Raw genomic sequence first — 18,476 nt, 5'->3', positions numbered from 1 at the left:
CATCAGGGAAAGGCCACAGACGTGACTGAGATCGAGATCGGGCGCGGCAAGCGCGGCCGCCGGGCGTACGCCTTCGACGACATCGCCGTCGTCCCCAGCCGCCGTACGCGGGACCCGAAGGAGGTCTCGATCGCCTGGCAGATCGACGCCTACCGCTTCGAGCTGCCGTTCCTGGCCGCTCCCATGGACTCGGTCGTCTCACCGGCCACCGCCATCCGCATCGGCGAGCTGGGCGGCCTCGGCGTGCTCAACCTCGAAGGGCTCTGGACCCGGCACGAGGACCCGCAGCCGCTGCTCGACGAGATCGCCGGCCTCGACGCGGACACCGCGACCCGACGCCTCCAGGAGATCTACGCCGCTCCCATCCGGGAGGAGCTGATCGGGCAGCGCATCAAGGAGGTGCGCGACTCCGGTGTGGTCACCGCCGCCGCGCTCTCCCCGCAGCGCACCGCCCAGTTCTCCAAGGCCGTCGTGGACGCGGGTGTGGACATCTTCGTCATCCGCGGTACGACGGTCTCGGCGGAGCACGTCTCCGGCTCGCACGAGCCGCTGAACCTGAAGCAGTTCATCTACGAGCTGGACGTCCCGGTCATCGTCGGCGGCTGCGCCACCTACACCGCCGCCCTGCACCTGATGCGCACCGGCGCGGCGGGCGTCCTCGTCGGCTTCGGCGGCGGCGCCGCGCACACCACGCGCAACGTGCTGGGCATCCAGGTGCCCATGGCGACGGCGGTGGCGGACGTGGCGGCGGCCCGCCGCGACTACATGGACGAGTCCGGCGGCCGGTACGTGCACGTCATCGCCGACGGCGGCGTCGGCTGGTCCGGCGACCTGCCCAAGGCGATCGCCTGCGGCGCCGACTCCGTGATGATGGGCTCCCCGCTGGCCCGCGCCACCGACGCGCCCGGCAAGGGCAACCACTGGGGCATGGAGGCCGTCAACGAGGAGCTGCCCCGCGGCAGGAAGGTCGACCTCGGCACGGTCGGCACCATAGAGGAAATCCTCGCCGGCCCGTCCCACACCCCGGACGGCTCGATGAACTTCTTCGGGGCGCTGCGCCGCGCGATGGCGACGACCGGCTACAGCGAGCTCAAGGAGTTCCAGCGGGTCGAGGTCACCGTGGCGGACTCGCAGCACCGGCGGTAGTCACCCGGACGGCGTAGCGAAGGGGTCCGGAGCAGTCGCTCCGGGCCCCTTCGCGTTGCCTGGCCCCACCCGGCGCCATCGCCGGTGCGCTCAGAGCCGGTGGGCCGCCCCCGTGGGCGTCGCCCCGCGCGTGTCCAGCAGGAGCTGGGCCTTCACCGACAGGCCCTGGAGGTCGTACGTGCGGTGCTGCTGGAGGAGGATCGTCAGGTCGGCGTCGGCGGCGGCCTCGTAGAGGGAGTCCGCGCGGGGGACCGGGCGCTCCGCGACGTTCCAGGACGGGATGTGCGGGTCGTGGTAGCTGACGGCGGCGCCGAGCCCCATCAGGCGGGTCGCGATCTCCTCGGCCGGGGTGGCCTGCTGGTCGGCGAGGTCGGCCTTGTAGGTGACGCCGAGGAGCAGGACGCGGGCGCCGCGCGCGGACTTGCCGTGCTCGTTGAGGAGGGCGGCGGCGCGCTGGACGACGTAGCGGGGCATCTGTGCGTTGACCCGCTGGGCGACCTCCACCATGCGCAGGCTGTGGGGGGCCTGGCCGGTCAGGTCCTGGGGGACGGAGTGGCCGCCGACGCCGGGGCCGGGCCGGAAGGCATGGAAGCCGAAGGGTTTGGTCTCGGCGCAGCGCAGGACGTCCCACAGGTCGACGCCGAGGTCGTCGCAGAGGACGGCCATCTCGTTGACGAGGGCGATGTTGACGTGGCGGAAGTTGGTCTCCAGGAGCTGCACCGTCTCCGCCTCGCGCGGGCCACGCGCGCGGACCACCTTGTCGGTGAGGCGGCCGTAGAAGGCGGCGGCCGACTCGGTGCAGGCGGGGGTGAGGCCGCCGATGACCTTCGGTGTGTTGGCGGGTGTGAAGTCGCGGTTGCCGGGGTCGACGCGGCTGGGGGAGTAGGCGAGGTGGAAGTCGCGGCCGGCGCGCAGCCCGGAGCCCTGCTCCAGGATCGGGCGCAGGAACTCCTCCGTGGTCCCCGGCCGCACCGGCGACTCCAGGATCACCGTGGTGTGCGGGCGCATGTGCGCGGCCAGCGTGCGGGCCGCGGCCTCGACCTGGGTGAGGTCCAGGCCGCCGTCCGGCGCCGGCGGGGTGGGCGCGCAGATGACCGCGGTACGCACCCGGCCCAGCTCGGCCGGGCCGGCGGCGGTGCGGAAGCCCGCCGCGAGCATCCGGCGCAGCTCGGCGGGGGAGAGGGGGCCGGCCTCGGGGCCGGTCTTGTAGCCGAGGGTGGGGATGCCGGCGGCGACGGCGGCCTGGGCCAGGGGCAGGCCGTACGGGCCGAGTCCGATGACGGCGAGATCTGCGGGCATGGCGTGGGCCGTCCTTCCCAGTAGCCGAAGCGGGACAGGCGCGCAAGCCCGGTGGACAGGATGAGCGAGCACAACGTCAGACTAGGAGTAAATATGACCGATTTGTGGGATTGATCTGCCTCGTTTCGGGTGAGTCTCGACGGTGACCTGCGGGAAGTTGTCCACAGGCTTGAAGTTGTCCACAGGCTGGGGGCGTGCGGCGGCCGATGTCGGGCAGGCCGGACAGAATCTGGGCATGGTGGGTACCAGGAGACGGGCTTCGCCCGACGGGTGCGGCCGACGCGACCACAGCGGGAGGCAGCAGTGAGGACAGCGACACTGGGGCCGGCGCAGCGCGCCGAGTCGCTCGCGGCCATGGCCGAGCGCGAACTGGACGTACTGGTGGTGGGCGCCGGCGTGGTCGGCGCGGGCACCGCGCTGGACGCCGTGACGCGCGGCCTGTCGACCGGCCTGGTCGAGGCGCGGGACTGGGCGTCGGGCACCTCCAGCCGGTCCAGCAAGCTGATCCACGGCGGCCTGCGCTATCTGGAGATGCTCGACTTCACGCTCGTACGGGAGGCGCTGAAGGAGCGCGGGCTGCTGCTCGAACGGCTGGCACCGCATCTGGTGAAGCCGGTGCCGTTCCTGTACCCGTTGCAGCACAAGGGCTGGGAGCGGCTGTACGCGGGCTCGGGCGTCGCGCTCTACGACGCCATGTCCATGGCCCGCGGCCACGGCCGGGGCCTGCCGATGCACCGTCACCTGAGCCGCTCTCACGCCCTGCGGGTGGCACCCGCCTTGAAGAAGGACGCGCTCGTCGGCGCGCTCCAGTACTACGACGCGCAGATGGACGACGCCCGCTTCGTGGCCACCCTGGTGCGCACGGCCGCGGCGTACGGCGCCCAGGTCGCCAACCGCGCGCGGGTCACCTCCTTCATTCGCGAGGGCGAACGCGTGGTCGGCGCGCGCGTGCAGGACGTCGAGGCCGGCGGCGAGTACGACATCCGCGCCAAGCAGATCGTGAACGCGACCGGGGTGTGGACCGACGACACGCAGTCGATGGTGGGCGAGCGCGGCCAGTTCCACGTCCGGGCGTCCAAGGGCATCCACCTGGTCGTGCCCAAGGACCGCATCCACTCCACCACCGGGCTCATCCTGCGCACCGAGAAGTCCGTGCTGTTCGTCATCCCCTGGGGCCGGCACTGGATCATCGGCACCACGGACACCGACTGGGACCTCGACAAGGCCCACCCGGCCGCCTCCAGCGCGGACATCGACTACCTCCTGGAGCACGTCAACTCGGTGCTGTCGGTGCCCCTCACCCGCGACGACGTCGAGGGGGTCTACGCCGGACTGCGCCCGCTGCTGGCCGGCGAGTCCGACGCCACCAGCAAGCTCTCGCGCGAGCACACCGTCGCGCACCCGGTGCCCGGCCTGGTCGTCGTGGCGGGCGGCAAGTACACGACGTACCGGGTGATGGCCAAGGACGCCGTGGACGAGGCCGTGCACGGACTCGACCTGAGGGTCGCCGACAGCGTCACCGAAGAGACCCCGCTGCTCGGCGCCGAGGGCTACCAGGCGCTGTGGAACGCGCGGGCGCGGATCGCCGCGCGCACCGGCCTGCACGTCGTGCGCGTGGAGCACCTGCTGAACCGGTACGGGTCGCTGGCCGAGGAGCTGCTGGAACTCGTCGCCGCCGACCCCTCACTGGGCGAACCGTTGCACGCCGCCGACGACTACCTGCGCGCCGAGATCGTCTACGCCGCCTCGCACGAGGGCGCGCGGCACCTGGACGACGTCCTCACCCGGCGCACCCGCATCTCCATCGAGACATTCGACCGCGGGACGCGCAGCGCCCGTGAGGCCGCCGAGCTGATGGCACCGGTGCTGGGCTGGGACAAGGACCAGGTCGAACGCGAGGTCCGGCACTACGAGAAGCGGGTCGAGGCCGAGCGGGAGTCGCAGCGCCAGCCGGACGACCTGACGGCCGACGCGGCGCGGCTGGGGGCGCCGGACATCGTGCCCCGGTAGCGGGCGGTGCGGCGGGCCGGTGCCCCTCGGGCCCGCCGCACCGCCCGCCCCCGGCGCCCACCCGGCCCCCGTGGCACCCTGGGCGTCGAGCACTTGTCGCGTGGGGGACAATGAAGGCTCAGTCAGGGCGGGTTGCATGAGGGGACGCATGTCGGACGCGGAGCGGGCGGGGACACCCCGTACGGACAAGAGCGCACGTCTCCTCGCCGGGCGTTACCGGCTGGGAGACGTGCTCGGCCGCGGCGGCATGGGGACGGTGTGGCGGGCCCAGGACGAGACCCTGGGACGCACGGTCGCCGTCAAGGAGCTGCGGTTCCCGGGCAACATCGACGAGGAGGAGAAGCGGCGCCTGATCACGCGCACGCTGCGCGAGGCCAAGGCCATCGCGCGGATCCGCAACAACGGCGCCGTCACCGTCTACGACGTGGTCGAGGAGGACGACCGGCCCTGGATCGTGATGGAACTCGTCGAGGGCAAGTCGCTCGCCGAGGCCATCCGTGAGGACGGTCTGCTGGAGCCGAAGCGCGCCGCCGAGGTCGGCCTCGCCGTCCTCGACGTGCTGCGGTCGGCGCACCGCGAGGGCATCCTGCACCGCGACGTGAAGCCGTCCAACGTGCTGATCGCCGAGGACGGCCGGGTCGTGCTCACCGACTTCGGCATCGCCCAGGTCGAGGGCGACCCGTCCGTCACCTCCACCGGCATGCTCGTCGGCGCCCCCTCCTACATCTCCCCGGAGCGCGCCCGCGGCCACAAGCCGGGACCGGCCGCCGACCTCTGGTCGCTCGGCGGGCTGCTGTACGCCGCCGTGGAGGGCGCCCCGCCCTACGACAAGGGCTCCGCGATCGCGACCCTCACCGCGGTGATGACGGAGAACCTGGAGGAGCCGAAGAACGCCGGCCCGCTGCGGGACGTCATCTACGGCCTGCTCAACAAGGACCCCGCCCACCGGATCGACGACGCCGGCGCCCGGGCGATGCTGAACAAGGTCATCCACCCGCCCGCCGCCGAGGCCGAACCGGTCGACGCCACGAAGGTCGTGCCGCTGCCGGCCCAGCCGGACGAGCGGACGCGCCGGGGCGGCGGCGCCGGCGGCAAGCGGGCCGAGGAGGCCGGGGAGCGGCTGCGCGGGGCACTGCGCTCGGTGCGCAAGGCCGCCGTGGGGGCGGGTGCGGCCGGTGCGGCCGCCGCCTCGCGGACCAGGCAGGGCGTTACGGGCTCCGGGTCCGGCGCCGAATCCGGCTCCACGGGGGCGGGCGCGTCCGGTACCGCCGCGTCCGGTACCGCCGGAACGGCCGCTGCCACGGGATCGGCGCAGGGATCGGGCGCCGGTGCCGGCTCGCAGGGCGGGGCGGCGAACGCTCCCGGCGGTGCGCGGAGTTCCGGCTGGCCCGTCGTGCCGCCGCCGGACCTGCCGGCCAGGCCCGTGCCCCGGGCACCGCTCACCGACGTGGTGCCGCGCCGGACGCTGATCGTCATCGCGGTGGTCGTGGCGCTCGCCGTGCTCGGCACCGTGCTGGCGCTCACCCTGGGCGGTGGCGACGACAAGGGCGCCGAGGGCGGCAAGGACGACAAGCCCGTCGCCTCCGCCGGCCCGAGCGACGAGACCAAGCAGGACGAGGAGGGCGGCACCGGCACCGACGGCGCCGCCTCCGACCCGGCCACGGACGGGGACGCGACCGGCGCGCCGGACGCCGGCGCGAGCGCGTCCGGCGACGCGGGCGGCGGGTCGCCGGACGCCGGGAAGTCCGACGCCAAGGAGGACGTGGCCGCCACCCACAAGGGCGGCCAGGGCTACCGCATCGGGCTGCCCGAGGGCTGGAGGTTCGCCTCCACGGGCGCCTCGGGCGACCGGTTCACCGGCCCCGGCGGGCAGAAGCTGCTGGTCGCCTGGACCTCCACGCCCAAGGGCGACCCGGTCGCCGACTGGAAGAACCAGGAGCGGTCCATGGTCCGCTCGCAGTACAAGAAGATCCGCATAGAGAAGGTGGGCTACCGGGGCTGGAACGCGGCCGACTGGGAGTTCACCTACACCGACGGCGGCACCAAGTACCGCACCGTGGACCGGGGTTTCGTCGTCAACGACCACCAGGGCTACGCGCTCATGTACACCGCGAAGGCCGCCGACTGGGACGGCGACCTGCGCCGTAACACCTGGCGCACCCTGACGAAGTCCTTCGAACCCAAGTCCTGAGCGGATGGGTCCGGGTTTGAGCGGCGCGATATCTGGCATCAGCTCTTTGCGGGTTGCCTCCGGCACGTATCGTGAGTGCTTGCGGACCGTACGCAGCCGGAACGGCCCGCCGGGCGAACGGAATTGACCGACGGGCTGCCGGGGGTGGCGACGTGGACGACTATGCGGGACGGGTGCTCGCCGACCGCTACCGCCTGCCCCTGCCGCCGTCCGACGAGTACGAACTCACCGAGACCCGGGCCTTCGACACGTACAGCGGCCAGGAAGTCCTGGTCCGACAGCTGCCGTTGCCGGAGGTCGTCGAGGCGGAGGTGCTCGACGCGGACGGTCTGCCCGACGGCTTCACGGCCCGCGACGGCGGCGTCCGGCACGCAGGCAGGCGGTCCTCCGACGGCGGTGGCGGCATCCGGCGGCCGGCCGACCCGGTGGTACGGCGGGCCGTCGAGGCCGCGCAGGCCGCCGCCGCCGTTCCCGACCACCCGCGGCTCGACCAGGTCTTCGACGTGTTCGCCGAGGGCGGTTCGCTGTGGATCGTGAGCGAGCTGGTCGCCGCGAGGCCGCTGGCCGCGCTGCTCGCCGAGCAGGCGCTGACGCCGTACCGCGCGGCGGAGGTGGCCTCCGACATCCTGCTCGCGCTGCGGGTGCTGCACACGTACGGCTGGGTGCACCGCAACATCACCGCGCGCACCGTGCTGGTCTGCGACGACGGGCGCGTGATGCTGACCGGCCTGGCGGTCGGGGCGGCGGAGGAGGCGTTGTGCGGGTACGACCCGGTCCCGCCGCCCGACGAGGACCCCGCCCCCGGCCCGCTCGACCCCAACGGGACCTTCGGCCCCGGCGGCGGTACGCCCGGCCCGGGCGGCACCGGGCCCGGGATGCTGGGGCCGGTCGGCGCCCGGGCCGGAATCCTGGGCCCCGGTGACGCCGATCCGGAGGCCGCCCGGCGGGCCGCCATCGAGGCTCGGGGCGTCGGTGGGCTGCCGGTGCCCGGGGCCGTGGGGCCGGGTGCACCCGCCGCCGGGCTCGCGCCCGCCCAGCTCGACGCCAGCGGCGACATCCGCGCCGCGCGCGCCGGCGCGATCGCGGCGTACCGCGCCGGGGCCCGTGCCGCCGCCCGCGTCCAGGAGGCCCAGAACGGCCGCGCGGCCCTCCCAGGAGCCCGCCCCGCCCCCGACGACGCCGCCCGCCCACCCCAGGGCCCGGAAGCCATCGCGGGCCGACCTGGCCAGTACCCCGACCATGACGGCGAGGCCGGTAGGTCCGGCCAGTACCCCGACCAGGGCGTCCACGCCGGTCCGTCCGGGCAGATCGCCGACCCCTACGGCGTACGCACGACCTCCTGGCACGACGCCACGCCCCGCACCGGAGGCGACCCGGCATCCACCCCGCCCCGCCTCGGCGGTGATCCGGCACCCCACGCGTCCCGCCTCGGCGGTGATCCGGCACCCCACGCGCCCCGCCCCGCCGGTGATCCGGCACCCCACGCGCCCCGCCCCGCCGGTGATCCGGCACCCCACGCGCCCCGCCTCACCGGTGACCCGGCACCCCAAGCACCCCAACCCCCCGGTGACCCGGCCTCGTCCGAGACCTTGACCAGCCGGGCCCTGCCCCCCGCCCCCCGGCAGGGGGACACCGCCGGGCACGCCCTCCCGTCGCAGGAGGCCGGCCCGGCGACCTCCGGGCGCTGGGACGACCTCGTCGCCCGTACCCCCGCGCCGCGCGGGCCCGCCACCGCGCTCGCCGCCGAGCGGGCCCGGCAGACGCGGATGGCCGTGGTCGGGCCGGTGACCGAGCGCTGGGCGCCCGAGCAGGCCGGGCCGGTGCACGAGAACTGGCAGCTGGCCGCGCCCATCGGCCCCGCCACCGACCTGTGGGCGCTGGGCGCGCTGCTCTACCGCGCCGTACAGGGGCACGCGCCCTACCCGGAGGAGTCCACCGCCGAGCTGGTGCAGATCGTGTGCGCGGAGCCACCGGCGTTCGCCGAGGAGTGCGGGCCGCTGCGGCCGGTCGTGGAGTCACTGCTGCGTCAGGACCCCACCGAGCGCATCGACTTCGAGGAACTGCGCGGCTGGCTGCGCTCCCTCGTACGCTCCGCGCCCGAGCCCGAGGCCGGCCTGCACGTCATCTCGGCCCCGCCCGCCGAGACCGGCCACAGCCGGCTGCCCATCGTGCGCCGCCGCGGCGAGCTGGTGCGCAGGCGCCGGGCCGCGCTGCCCGCACACCACGGCCGCCACAAGCGGGGCCGCGCGGAACCCGCCCGCTCGCCACGCAGCCTCGGCCGGACCCTGCTCCTGGTGATACTGCTCGCCCTGGCCGGAGCCGTCGCGTACGCCATGTTCTTCCTGCCGAAGAGCGACACGCGCGATTCCGGCGCCGCCGACCGCACCGGCACCGCCGGTGACGCGAGCCAGGCGCCGCCCGCGGGGTCACCGGACGTCAGCAGCGAGCCCCGGCCCGAGCAGACGTCCCCGGAGCCCGGCCCCAGCGACTCGGAGACCGGGGCCGGCTCCACCGAGACGCAGTCGAACGTCGCCGACGGGTTCACCCTGCGCAAGGACCCGGAGGGCTTCCGCGTCGCCGTCGCCGAGGACTGGAACCGCACCCCCCGCAACGGCAGCGGCCAGGTCGTCTACGCCAAGGGCGACTTCGAGCTGCTCGTCGTACCGGGCCGCGACCGCACCTCCGAGTTCGGCGACGACCCGATGGTCTACCAGCGCGACAGCGAGCCCGAGTTGGCCCCCTACCGCGCCTCCAGCTGGGCCACCTCCAGCGGGCTGAAGACCATCGAGGTCGGCGGACGGACCATGGCCGAGGGGCAGTTCACCTGGACCGGCGCGGGCGGCGAGCTCTTCGTGCGCAACGTCGCCATCCTGATCGACGGCCGCTACCACGTGGTGCAGGTGCGCGGTCCGGAGGCCGAGCGGGACGAGGTGAGCCGGCTGTTCGAACAGGCCTCGGCGACCTACCAGTACACGCGCTGACCCCAGTTCGCCCCGATGGTTGCCTCCCGTCACGGAAAGCGACAACCGTCACAGAGCGGTTTCCATGCCACCCCACCCGTTCCCCGGAGGGGGGCCGGTCCCTAGTCTGGCCCTGACAAGACCATTGCGGGGCAACGTGAATCAGATGCAGGGCCGGCTCGTCGCGGGCCGTTACCGGCTCGGGGACACCATCGGCAGCGGCGGCATGGGCCGGGTGTGGCGCGCACACGACGAGGTGCTGAACCGGACCGTCGCCATCAAGGAGTTGACCGCCGCGCTCTACGTCTCCGAGAGCGACCAGGCGATACTGCTGGCACGCACCCGGGGCGAGGCGCGCGCGGCGGCGCGGATCAACCACTCGGCCGTCGTCACCGTGCACGACGTCCTCGAACACGACGGCCGGCCCTGGATCGTGATGGAGCTGGTCGAGGGCCGCTCGCTGGCCGACGCGGTCAAGGAGGAGGAGCGGGTCGAGCCGCGCGAGGCGGCCCGTATCGGCCTGTGGGTGCTGCGCGCCCTGCGCGCCGCGCACACCGCCGGCGTCCTGCACCGCGACGTCAAACCGGGCAACGTCCTGCTCGCCGACGACGGCCGCGTCCTGCTCACCGACTTCGGCATCGCGCAGATCGAGGGTGACACCACGATCACCCGGACCGGCGAGGTCGTCGGCTCCGTCGACTACCTCGCGCCCGAGCGGGTGCGCGGCCACGACCCCGGCTCCGCCTCCGACCTGTGGGCGCTCGGCGCGACGCTGTACACGGCGGTGGAAGGCAGATCGCCGTTCCGCCGCACCTCACCGCTCACCACCATGCAGGCCGTGGTCGAGGAGGAGGCCACCGAGCCCCGGTACGCCGGTCCGCTCGCGCCGGTCATCAGCGCCCTGCTCCGCAAGGACCCGGAGGCGCGGCCCGACCCGACCGAGGCCGAGTACCTGCTCGCCCAGGCGGCCGAGGGACGGCGGCCGGACGCGGCCCAGGCGTACGTGCCTACCCGGTACGCGGGCCAGGGGCGGCAGGGCGACACGCTCCACCAGGGGACGGCGGGCACGCCCACCGCGACGCCGTACCCGCCGGTGACCGGCCCCACCGCGGCCGTCGGCCACCCTGCGACGGGCCACACGGCACAGAGGTACGGGACGGGCCACACGGCGCAGGGGCACGGGACGGGCGCCATGCCGCCGGGCACCGTGCCGCCGCCCGGCCCCACGACGGGCCATACGCACACCGGACCCGCCGGAACCCCCGGCCCCCGGCGCCGTCGGCAGGGCCGCCTGCGCACGGTCGCCCTGGTCGTCGCCGTCGCCGCCCTCATCGGCGCGGGCACCGCCGTGCTGCTGCAACAGCGCGACGGCGGCGGCACGGAGGCCGGTCCGGAGCCCACCGGGCCGACGTCCTCCTCGCCCACCACGCCCTCGGGGTCCCCCACCACCGGCAAGGGGCCCGGCGGATCCGTCCCGGACAACTGGAAACGCCGCGACGACCCGTTGGGTTTCAGCCTCTACCTGCCCAAGAACTGGCAGCGGACGGCCTTCGACGACGAGGGCGAACTCAAGCAGGCCGACTACAGCCCCGACGGCGGCAAGCACCTCCTGCGCATATCCGTCGACACCGCCCCCGACTACAACGACCCGCACGCGCACCAGCTCGATCTGGAGGTCCAGCTACAGCGGCTGGTCGACTACCGGCGCGCCACCCTGGAGCGCGGCACCTACCGCGACCGCGACAGCGCCCGGTGGGAGTACACCTGGACCGCGCTGGCGAAGGACACCCCCTTCCCCGGCCCGCGCCGCGCCGTCGCGCACACGCACATGTCCCGGGACGGCGTCGAGTACGCCCTCAACATGTCCGGGCCCGCGGACGACTGGCCGACCACCGAGCGGCAGTTCAGGTCGGTGCTCCAGAGCTGGCAGGAGCGGACGGGCTGAGACCCGCACCGCACCGCACCGCGCGGCGCCGGAAGCCGGCCGGGAGCCGCCGCAACGGCGCCCGCGCACCCGTCGGTTGTCGGCCACCCGTGTGACGACGGCACGGAGGCGTCGCGTCCGGTGGGGCATCATGGGACGCATGGTGACCGAGGGGGCTGGCGGGCGTGTCATCGCGGGCCGTTACCGGCTCCATGAGCGGCTCGGCAGCGGCGGCATGGGCATCGTGTGGCGGGCCACCGACCAACTGCTCGTCCGCGAGGTGGCCGTGAAGGCGCTGCCCCTCGACGAGACCCTTTCCGAGGCGGAGGCCCGGCGGCGCCGCGAGCGCACCCTGCGCGAGGCCCGCGCGGTCGCGCAGTTGCGGCATCCGCACGTCATCGTCGTGCACGACGTCGTCGAGGACGACGCCCGCGCGTACATGGTCATGGAACTCGTCGACGGCGGCTCGCTCGCGGACCGCGTCGTCGCCCGCGGCCCCGTCGGCCCCCGCGAGGCCGCCCGGATCGGCATCGCGCTGCTCGACGCCCTGCGCACCGCCCACGCGGCCGGCGTCCTGCACCGGGACGTGAAACCGTCCAACGTGCTGATCGCCGAGGACGGCCGGGTCGTCCTCACCGACTTCGGCGTCGCCCAGGTCGCGGGCGCCACCACCCTCACCGAGAGCGGCTCCTTCGTCGGCTCGCCCGAGTACACCGCGCCGGAGCGGATGTCCGGCGCCGGGACCGGACCGGAGTCCGACCTGTGGTCCCTGGGCGTCCTGCTGTGCGCGATCCTCAGCGGCGCTTCGCCCTTCCACCGCGACTCGTTGGGCGGCGTCCTGCACGCCGTGGTCACCGAGGAGATCCACCCGCCCGCCCAGACCGGACCGCTCCTCCCGGTCGTCCGGGGCCTCCTCGAACGCGATCCGCGACGGCGGCTGGACGCGGCGGAGGCGGACCGGATGCTGCGTCTCTACCTGAGCACCGGCCGCCCGCCCGCGACGACGGCGGCCCACGGGCGCCGGCGGATGAAGCGGAGCGTGCTCGTGGCGGTGCTGCTGGTCGTCGCGGCGGCGGGCGCGGGCATCTCGGCGGCGGTGCTGCTCGTGGACGGCGACGACGGCGGGGGCGGAGCGCCGACGAGCTCGGCGCCCGCGACACCGACGACGGATCCGGCGTCCCCCTCGGTGTCCCCGTCCGGCGCTCCGTCCGCCCACGAGTCCCCGGCATCGCACCTAAAGGGGAGATAAGCGGCAACCCGCGTCACGGGTCTGTGACCACCGGGCACCCGCGGTGGATACGGACGCGTCCGGCGCGATATGGATGGACCCATGAGCAGCAACGGGGGACCCCGCAGGGGGTCGGACGAGCCGACGAGTTTTGGCCTGCAACCACCGAACCAGCCCGTCGCCGTGCCGCATCCCGGCAACCCGTACGCGGCACCGACCCAGGTCGTACCGTCACAGCCGGTGTCCCGGTCCGCGCAGAACCAGTCCGCGCAGGGCCCGTCCGCGCAGAACCAGTCCGCGCAGGGCCCGTCCGCGCAGGACTCCTCCGCGCAGAACCAGTCCGCGCAGGACCCGGGCGCCGGGCGGCTGATCGCGGGCCGCTACCGGCTGCTCGCCAAGCTGGGGCACGGCGGCATGGGCACGGTGTGGCGGGCGAAGGACGAGACCGTGGACCGCGAGGTGGCCGTCAAGGAGCCCCGCGTACCCGACCACCTTCCCGAGCGCGAACGGGACAACGCCTTCGAACGGATGCGCCGCGAGGCCCGCGCAGCGGCCCGGCTCGACCACCCCTGCGTGGTCAACGTGCACGACGTGGCGGTCGTCGACGGCCAGCCGTGGATCGTGATGGAGCTGGTGCGGGGACGCTCGCTGGGCGACGCGTTGCAGGAGGGCACGCTGGGCGCCCGTGAGGCGGCCCGGATCGGCCTGGAGGTGCTCGGCGCGCTGGAGGCCGCCCACGCGGCCGGCATCCTGCACCGGGACGTGAAGCCGGACAACGTGCTGCTCGGCCGGCACGACCGGGTCGTCCTCACCGACTTCGGCATCGCCCAGATCGAGGGCGAGACCAACCTGACCGACACCGGCGGCTTCGTCGGCTCCCCCGAGTACATCGCCCCGGAGCGGGTGCTGGGCCAGCGCCCCGGTCCGGCGAGTGACCTGTGGTCGCTGGGCGTGGTGCTGTACGCGGCGACGGAGGGCGTCTCGCCGTTCCGCCGCAGCAACACCCCCGCCACGCTCCAGTCGGTGCTCAACGCCATCCCCGCGGCGCCCGCCGCCGCGCAGGGCCCGCTCGCCGAGGTGATCACGGGCCTGCTGGACAAGGACCCGGCGCGCCGCCCGGACGCCGCCCGGGTGCGCGGCCTGCTGGACGCCGCCGCCAACCCGCCCGCGCCGCCACCCACCCAGGTCGTGCGGGTCGCCGGGGCCGACGGGCCGTCGGGGCCGGGCTCCCGGTGGAGCGTCCGGCTGGGCCGCAACGCCTGGATCACCCTCGGCGCGGCGGTCGTCGCGGCGGCGGTGGCGTCGTACCTGGTGGTCGCCGACCCCTTCGCGGGACCCCTGCCGGAGGGCTGGAAGCAGCAGAAGCTCGACGCCAGGCTCGGGATGAGCGTCGGCCTGCCCGCCGAGTTCGTGAAGCAGAAGCACCCCGACGACTGGGACGGCACCAACGAGACGTTCGCCGACCCGAGCGGCGCCGTCACCGTCCTCGTCGACCGCGACATCAAGGCCGAGGACAAGACGGGCGAGATCCCGGACACCGCGATGGCGGGCGCGTGGGCGGACTGGGACACGTTCAAGGACGGCGAGTACTCCTACGACTTCGCCGACGACCCCGCCCCCGAGGGCGAGCCGAGCGAGACCGAGTACCAGGGCGGCAAGGCCGCCGAGAACACCATCGAGTACACGACCACGGACTCGGAGGACCCCACGGCGCGCGAGTTCCACATCCTGTACTACCGGGCGGGCAACGGCGACATGTACAAGGTGTGGATCGACTACCCCCGCAAGGGCTACTTCGCCGACGAGGGACGGGACATCGCCCGGACGGTCGTCGCCAACTGGACGGTCGCAACGCCCTGATCAGCGGGTTTGTTGCCAGCGATCACTGGCGTCATGTGAGCACTCGGTGAATCCCCATTACCGACGGGTACACAAAGGCGCCGCGGCGTCATACCCTGCGGCTCATGACGGACGCGCAGGCCCCGGAACTCACCGGCACGAACCCCCTCGCCCCCTCCCCGGAGGGCGCCCGCACCGCTGCCGACGTGGTCACGCCCGAGCTGGTCGCCCAGCTCACCAAGGGCGTGGCCGGTTCCGGCCGCACCGCCAACCACACCCCGTTCACCGGCGAGAAGCTCGCCGACCTGCCCGAGTCCACGCCCGAGGACGTGGCCGGCGCCTTCGCACAGGCCCGCGCCGCCCAGGCCGTGTGGGCGCGTGTTCCCGTACGGCAGCGCGCCGCGGTCCTGCTGCGCTTCCACGACCTGGTCCTGGAGCGCCAGGCCGAGGTCCTCGACCTCATCCAGCTGGAGACCGGCAAGGCCCGGCTGCACGCCCACGAGGAGGTCCAGGCCGTCGCCGTCGCCGCCCGGCACTACGGCCGCAAGGCGCCCGCGTACCTGCGGCCCAAGCGGCACACCGGCGCCGTGCCGACCCTGACGAAGGTCACCGAACTGCGCCACCCGCGCGGCGTCGTCGGCCAGATCGCCCCCTGGAACTACCCGCTGGAGCTGTCCGTCGGCGACGCGCTCCCCGCGTTCGTCGCGGGCAACGCGGTCGTCATGAAGCCCGACACCGAGACCTGCCTGACCGCACTGTGGGCCCGTGACCTGCTCATCGAGGCCGGCCTGCCCGCCGAGGTCTTCCAGGTCGTCCTCGGCGACGGCCCCGTCATCGGCCCCGAGGTCGTCAGGCACGCCGACTACGTCTCCTTCACCGGCTCCACCCGCACCGGCCGCGAGGTCGCCCAGGGCGCCGCCGCCCGGCTGGTCGGCGTCTCCCTCGAACTCGGCGGCAAGAACGCCATGCTCGTCCTGGAGGACGCCGACATCGAGAAGGCCGCGGCGGGCGCCGTCCGCGCGTGCTTCTCCTCCGCCGGCCAGCTGTGCATCTCCATCGAGCGGCTGTACGTCCAGGAGTCGGTCGCCGACGCCTTCCTGGAGCGCTTCGCCGCCCGGACCAAGGCCATGCGGCTCGGCACGTCCCTCTCCTACGGCGCGGAGATGGGCTCGCTGGTGGGAGAGCGGCAGCTGGAGACGGTGGAGCGGCACGTGGCGGACGCCGTCGAGCGGGGCGCGAAGCTCGTGGCCGGCGGGGTCGCCCGACCGGACATCGGCCCGTACTTCTACGAGCCGACCATCCTCGACGGCGTCACGGCACCCATGACCGTGTGCGCCGAGGAGACCTTCGGCCCGGTCGTGTCCGTCTACCGCTTCAAGACCGAGGACGAGGCGGTCGGGCACGCCAACTCCACGCCGTACGGACTGAACTCCTCGGTCTGGACGAAGGACGCCCGGCGCGGCCGCGACGTCGCCGCCCGCCTGCGCACCGGCACCGTCAACATCAACGAGGGGTACGCCTCCGCCTACGGCAGCGTCCAGTCCCCGATGGGCGGCATGGGAGACTCCGGCCTCGGCCGCCGGCACGGCTCGGAGGGCATCCTCAAGTACACCGAGGCCCAGACGGTCGCCCACCAGCGTCTGCTGCCGATGGCCCCCTCGCTGGGGATGGACGACGAGAAGTACGCCCAGTTCATGAGCCGCAGTCTCCGGCTCATGAAGAGTCTCCGGTTCAGGTAGCCCACCTTCTTGGGGGCGCGGGGCTGTATCGATATGCGGCTCCGCCGCCTGGGCGCGACCAGCCACAGAGCACCCGCACGCGAAACTCAACGAGGAGACCCCCGTGCCTCAAGACGCTTACGACTACGACGTCCTCGTCGTGGGTTCCGGCTTCGGCGGATCCGTCTCCGCCCTCCGCCTCACGGAGAAGGGCTACAACGTCGGCGTCCTGGAAGCCGGCCGCCGCTTCACCCGCACCACCCTCCCCAAAAACTCCTGGGACCTGAAGAACTACCTCTGGGCGCCGAAACTCGGCATGTTCGGCATCCAGCGCATCCACCTGCTCGGCAATGTCATGGTCCTGGCAGGCGCCGGCGTCGGCGGCGGTTCCCTCAACTACGCCAACACCCTCTACGTGCCGCCGAAGCCGTTCTTCGAGGACCCACAGTGGCGTGACATCACCGACTGGCACGAGGAGCTGACGCCGTACTACGACCAGGCCCGGCGCATGCTCGGCGTCCGGCTGAACCCGACGATGACCCCGTCCGACGTGCACCTGAAGGCCGCCGCCGAGCGGATGGGCGTCGGGGACAGCTTCCACATGGCGCCGGTCGGCGTGTTCTTCGGCGACGGCGAGGACGCCGACGGCAAGGCGGAGACGAAGGCGAAGCCGGGCGAGCGGGTGCCCGACCCCTACTTCGGCGGCGCGGGCCCGGACCGCAAGGCCTGCAACGAGTGCGGTGAGTGCATGACGGGCTGCCGGCACGGCGCGAAGAACACCCTCAACGAGAACTACCTCTACCTCGCCGAGAAGGCGGGCGCGGTCGTGCACCCGATGACGACGGTCGTCTCGGTCACCGAGGACTCGCGCGGCGGCTTCGCGATAGCCACCCTCCCCACCGACCGGCAGAAGAAGGACGCCGGCCGCACCTTCACGGCCCGCCGGGTCGTCATCGCCGCCGGCACCTACGGAACCCAGACCCTGCTGCACCGCATGAAGGCGGGCGGCCGGCTCTCGCACCTGTCGGACAAGCTCGGCGAGCTGACCCGCACCAACTCCGAGGCGCTGGTCGGTGCCCAGACCGACGACCGCCGCTACCGCAAGGCCACCGGCGAGTCCCGCGCCGACTTCACGCGCGGCGTCGCCATCACGTCCTCGATCCACCCGGACGCCAACACCCACATCGAGCCGGTCCGTTACGGCAAGGGCTCCAACTCGATGGGCGGCCTCTCGATCCTCCAGGTCCCGTACGCCGGGCACACCGCCTCGGGCGCGTCCCGCGTCCTGGGCTTCCTGGGCCACGCGGCCAGGCATCCGCTGCTGGTCCTGCGCTCCCTGTCCAACCGCAAGTGGTCGGAGCGGACCATCATCGGCCTGGTCATGCAGTCGCTGGACAACTCCCTGACCACGCACCTGAAACCGACGGGCGTCGGCAAGGGCCTGCTCACCGCACGCCAGGGCCACGGCTCGCCCAACCCCAAGCAGATCAAGGCCGCCACCGAGGGCGCCTCCGCGCTCGCCGCCGAGATCAACGGCTTCGCCGGCTCCAACGTCGGGGAGCTGGTGGGCACCCCGCTCACCGCCCACTTCCTCGGCGGCTGCCCGATCGGCGCCTCCCGCGAGACCGGCGTCATCGACCCGTACCACCGGCTCTACGGCCACCCCGGCATCTCGGTCGTCGACGGCGCCGCGGTCTCCGCCAACCTGGGCGTCAACCCGTCCCTGACCATCACGGCGCAGGCCGAGCGGGCGATGTCGTACTGGCCGAACAAGGGCGAGAGCGACCCGCGCCCCGCCCAGGGGAGCGCGTACGAGCGACTGGCGCCGGTCGAGCCCAAGTCCCCGGCGGTCCCGGCGGAGGCCTTCGGCGCGCTGCGCCTGCCCTTCCTGGGCATACCGGCGGTGCCGCCGAAGAAGAGCTGAGGAAGAGGTGAGAGGGACCCGCACCCCCCTCCGAGCGCGGGTCCCTCTCCCACAGGCGGGCAGAGCCGCTGCCCGTGGGATGCCTCGGCCCGTTGGATCGGTGAACCCTGTGAATGGTTGTCCCGACTTCACAGAAGCTTTATGTGGCTTACGTCACGTGCACGTCGCGCTCCGGGGCGCCGACGGCATGGCGAACGCGCCCCCCGCTCGAGCGCCCCGGGGCCGGAGGGAGCGCGA

The 18,476-nt window shown here is 73.7% G+C and carries 10 protein-coding genes; 9 read left to right on the top strand and 1 reads right to left on the bottom strand.

The window, feature by feature from the left end:
* Positions 1-21: 21 nt before the first annotated feature.
* Positions 22-1,146 (top strand): GuaB3 family IMP dehydrogenase-related protein, encoded by a 1,125-nt coding sequence (locus tag ACFWR9_RS33280; protein WP_383848702.1) that lies wholly within the window; start codon positions 22-24, stop codon positions 1,144-1,146.
* Between the two features lie 90 nt (positions 1,147-1,236).
* Here the strand turns inward: ACFWR9_RS33280 and ACFWR9_RS33275 are convergent, their stop codons facing one another.
* A complete protein-coding gene (locus tag ACFWR9_RS33275; protein WP_383848699.1) occupies positions 1,237-2,445 on the bottom strand; it encodes a nucleotide sugar dehydrogenase in 1,209 nt (402 codons plus the stop codon).
* Positions 2,446-2,748: 303 nt separating this feature from the next.
* On the opposite strand from ACFWR9_RS33275, the gene ACFWR9_RS33270 reads away from it, so the two are divergent.
* The 8 genes from ACFWR9_RS33270 to ACFWR9_RS33235 all read left to right on the top strand — a co-directional run bounded on the left by ACFWR9_RS33270 (position 2,749) and on the right by ACFWR9_RS33235 (position 18,239).
* Entirely contained in the window at positions 2,749-4,455 is a 1,707-nt protein-coding gene (locus ACFWR9_RS33270; RefSeq protein WP_383848696.1) for a glycerol-3-phosphate dehydrogenase/oxidase, read from the top strand.
* A gap of 148 nt (positions 4,456-4,603) precedes the next feature.
* Positions 4,604-6,646: a protein kinase gene (locus tag ACFWR9_RS33265; protein WP_383848771.1), complete on the top strand. Its 2,043-nt coding sequence runs from the start codon at positions 4,604-4,606 to the stop codon at positions 6,644-6,646.
* Positions 6,647-6,798: 152 nt separating this feature from the next.
* Complete coding sequence (locus tag ACFWR9_RS33260) at positions 6,799-9,627, top strand: protein kinase (protein ID WP_383848692.1); 2,829 nt, start codon at positions 6,799-6,801, stop codon at positions 9,625-9,627.
* Positions 9,628-9,772: 145 nt separating this feature from the next.
* On the top strand, positions 9,773-11,551 hold the full coding sequence (locus ACFWR9_RS33255; RefSeq protein WP_383848689.1) for a serine/threonine-protein kinase: 1,779 nt from the start codon (positions 9,773-9,775) through the stop codon (positions 11,549-11,551).
* Positions 11,552-11,681: 130 nt separating this feature from the next.
* Positions 11,682-12,779, top strand: coding sequence for a serine/threonine-protein kinase (locus ACFWR9_RS33250; RefSeq protein ID WP_383848687.1), 1,098 nt, complete (start codon positions 11,682-11,684; stop codon positions 12,777-12,779).
* An 81-nt stretch (positions 12,780-12,860) separates the two neighbouring features.
* Positions 12,861-14,618: a serine/threonine-protein kinase gene (locus tag ACFWR9_RS33245; RefSeq protein WP_383848684.1), complete on the top strand. Its 1,758-nt coding sequence runs from the start codon at positions 12,861-12,863 to the stop codon at positions 14,616-14,618.
* Positions 14,619-14,722: 104 nt separating this feature from the next.
* Positions 14,723-16,336: a succinic semialdehyde dehydrogenase gene (locus tag ACFWR9_RS33240; protein WP_383848681.1), complete on the top strand. Its 1,614-nt coding sequence runs from the start codon at positions 14,723-14,725 to the stop codon at positions 16,334-16,336.
* A 103-nt stretch (positions 16,337-16,439) separates the two neighbouring features.
* Positions 16,440-18,239 carry a GMC oxidoreductase gene (locus ACFWR9_RS33235; protein ID WP_383848679.1) on the top strand — a complete coding sequence of 600 codons (1,800 nt, stop codon included), beginning with the start codon at positions 16,440-16,442 and terminating at the stop codon, positions 18,237-18,239.
* Positions 18,240-18,476: the final 237 nt, after the last annotated feature.

Source organism: Streptomyces sp. NPDC058534, assembly GCF_042717365.1.
In the GTDB taxonomy this organism is placed as follows: domain Bacteria; phylum Actinomycetota; class Actinomycetes; order Streptomycetales; family Streptomycetaceae; genus Streptomyces.
Note: the sequence above shows the minus strand (reverse complement) of the source record. Positions and strands in the feature narration are given on the sequence as shown.

Excerpts from the sequence above, each read along its gene's own strand:
- ACFWR9_RS33240 (WP_383848681.1), top strand. The coding sequence starts at position 14,723 with ATGACGGACGCGCAGGCCCCGGAACTCACCGGCACGAACCCCCTCGCC.
- ACFWR9_RS33255 (WP_383848689.1), top strand. The coding sequence starts at position 9,773 with ATGCAGGGCCGGCTCGTCGCGGGCCGTTACCGGCTCGGGGACACCATC.
- ACFWR9_RS33250 (WP_383848687.1), top strand. The coding sequence starts at position 11,682 with ATGGGACGCATGGTGACCGAGGGGGCTGGCGGGCGTGTCATCGCGGGC.
- ACFWR9_RS33275 (WP_383848699.1), bottom strand. The coding sequence starts at position 2,445 with ATGCCCGCAGATCTCGCCGTCATCGGACTCGGCCCGTACGGCCTGCCC.
- ACFWR9_RS33265 (WP_383848771.1), top strand. The coding sequence starts at position 4,604 with ATGTCGGACGCGGAGCGGGCGGGGACACCCCGTACGGACAAGAGCGCA.
- ACFWR9_RS33245 (WP_383848684.1), top strand. The coding sequence starts at position 12,861 with ATGAGCAGCAACGGGGGACCCCGCAGGGGGTCGGACGAGCCGACGAGT.